Raw genomic sequence first — 1,467 nt, 5'->3', positions numbered from 1 at the left:
GAGTAGGGGAGTAGGGACAAGCTCGGCGCGGCCTTAGTTTTTCCTATTCCCCTATTCCCCTATTCCCCTATTCCCCTACGGCCAGGTCTCTGCCAACCGATGTCGAGCAGGCCCAGCCGGCCAAGCTCCTTGTCCATTGCGCGAGCGACATCACGGCGCACGCCGCCGATATCGCGCAGTTGGCGGTCGGAGAGATCCTCGACGTTCTGGTAGGCAGTATCGCGGCGGGGGAGGCGTATCGCGACCCGGGCGTGACGCAACCAGTCGAGGGTTTCGGCCAGCCAGTTCGGACGATGTGCGGACGAATTCAAAACGATGATGGACATGGTGTGCTCCGTTCTCCCCGAATATCAAATCCGGCTTGATGATGTTTCGATGGACAGATCATGCCAGATTGAAATCTCTGTAGGAAACGAGTAGTTTTCTCTCGATCATCAAGTTTTCTTTGAGGATAGGATGGCTCGTCTTCTGCCTGGGACTCGTGCCTTGAGGACGCTGGAGGCGGCGGCCCGGCACCTCAATTTCACCCGTGCCGCCGACGAGCTTGGGCTGACACCGGCCGCCGTCAGCCATCAGATCAAGGAAATCGAGGATCAGCTCGGGCTGGTGCTGTTCACGCGCACCAGCCGCACCATCCGGCTCACCGAGGCGGGAACGGTGCTGTTCGACGCCTCGGCGGACGCGCTCGACCTGCTTGGCCGGGCTGTTTCGCGGGCGCAAAAGCTGACGCGCGGCACCGCTCTCTTGAAGGTAACGCTCGACGCGCAGTTCGCGTCAAAATGGCTGATGCGACGCGTCGACGATTTTCGCAAGCGTCACACCGATATCGAATTGCGATTCGACATCGCCTATGAAGTGCGGGATTTCGAACTTGACGACATCGATGTCGGCATCCGTTTTGGCGCCGGCAAATATCCGGGCCTTCGCACCCACCGGCTGTTCGACAACATCCTCATTCCGGTGTGCAGCCCGAGCCTCTTGACGTCCGGTCCGCCGCTGCGCGAGCCGCGCGACCTGTTCAATCACACGCTTGCGCATATCGAATGGTCGCGGCAAGGCGTGACGTGGCCGAACTGGCGGATGTGGATGGCGGCGGCCGGCATCAATGATTTCGACGACAGCCGGACAGTCGTGTTCGGAAATTCCACGGATGCCGTCCAGGCTGCGCTCGACGGCAATGCCGTTGCGCTCGCCGATTTCGCCATGGTGGCGAACGACCTTTCCCAGGGCAGGCTGGTGCAGCCTTTCGAACTCGGCCTGCGGGTGGCGCCCGAGTTCGCCTATTTCCTGGTCTATCCCGAAAATACCGCCGACGATCCACGCATCGTCGCCTTTCGCGAATGGATGCTAGAGGAAGTCGCCAAGACGCGGACCACGGATAAAGGGCAGTAGGGCAGTAGGGCAGTAGGGCAGTAGGGCAGTAGGGCAGTAGGGCAGTAGGGCAGTAGGGCAGTAGGGCAGTAGGGC

Annotated in this window: 2 protein-coding genes; one reads left to right on the top strand and one right to left on the bottom strand. The window is 60.9% G+C overall.

What is annotated here, in order from left to right:
* Nucleotides 1-59: 59 nt before the first annotated feature.
* Nucleotides 60-326 (bottom strand): hypothetical protein, encoded by a 267-nt coding sequence (locus EN932_RS35950; RefSeq protein WP_127365963.1) that lies wholly within the window; start codon nt 324-326, stop codon nt 60-62.
* Nucleotides 327-456: 130 nt separating this feature from the next.
* Between EN932_RS35950 and gcvA the strand changes: the two genes are divergently transcribed.
* Nucleotides 457-1,392 carry a transcriptional regulator GcvA gene (gcvA, locus tag EN932_RS35945; RefSeq protein WP_127365962.1) on the top strand — a complete coding sequence of 312 codons (936 nt, stop codon included), beginning with the start codon at nt 457-459 and terminating at the stop codon, nt 1,390-1,392.
* Nucleotides 1,393-1,467 lie beyond the last annotated feature (75 nt).

It is taken from the genome of Mesorhizobium sp. M7A.F.Ca.US.002.01.1.1 (assembly GCF_004022955.1).
Taxonomy (GTDB): Bacteria; Pseudomonadota; Alphaproteobacteria; order Rhizobiales; family Rhizobiaceae; genus Mesorhizobium; species Mesorhizobium ciceri.
The sequence above is the reverse complement of the archived record's forward strand: the minus strand, read 5'-3'. Positions and strand labels throughout refer to the sequence as shown.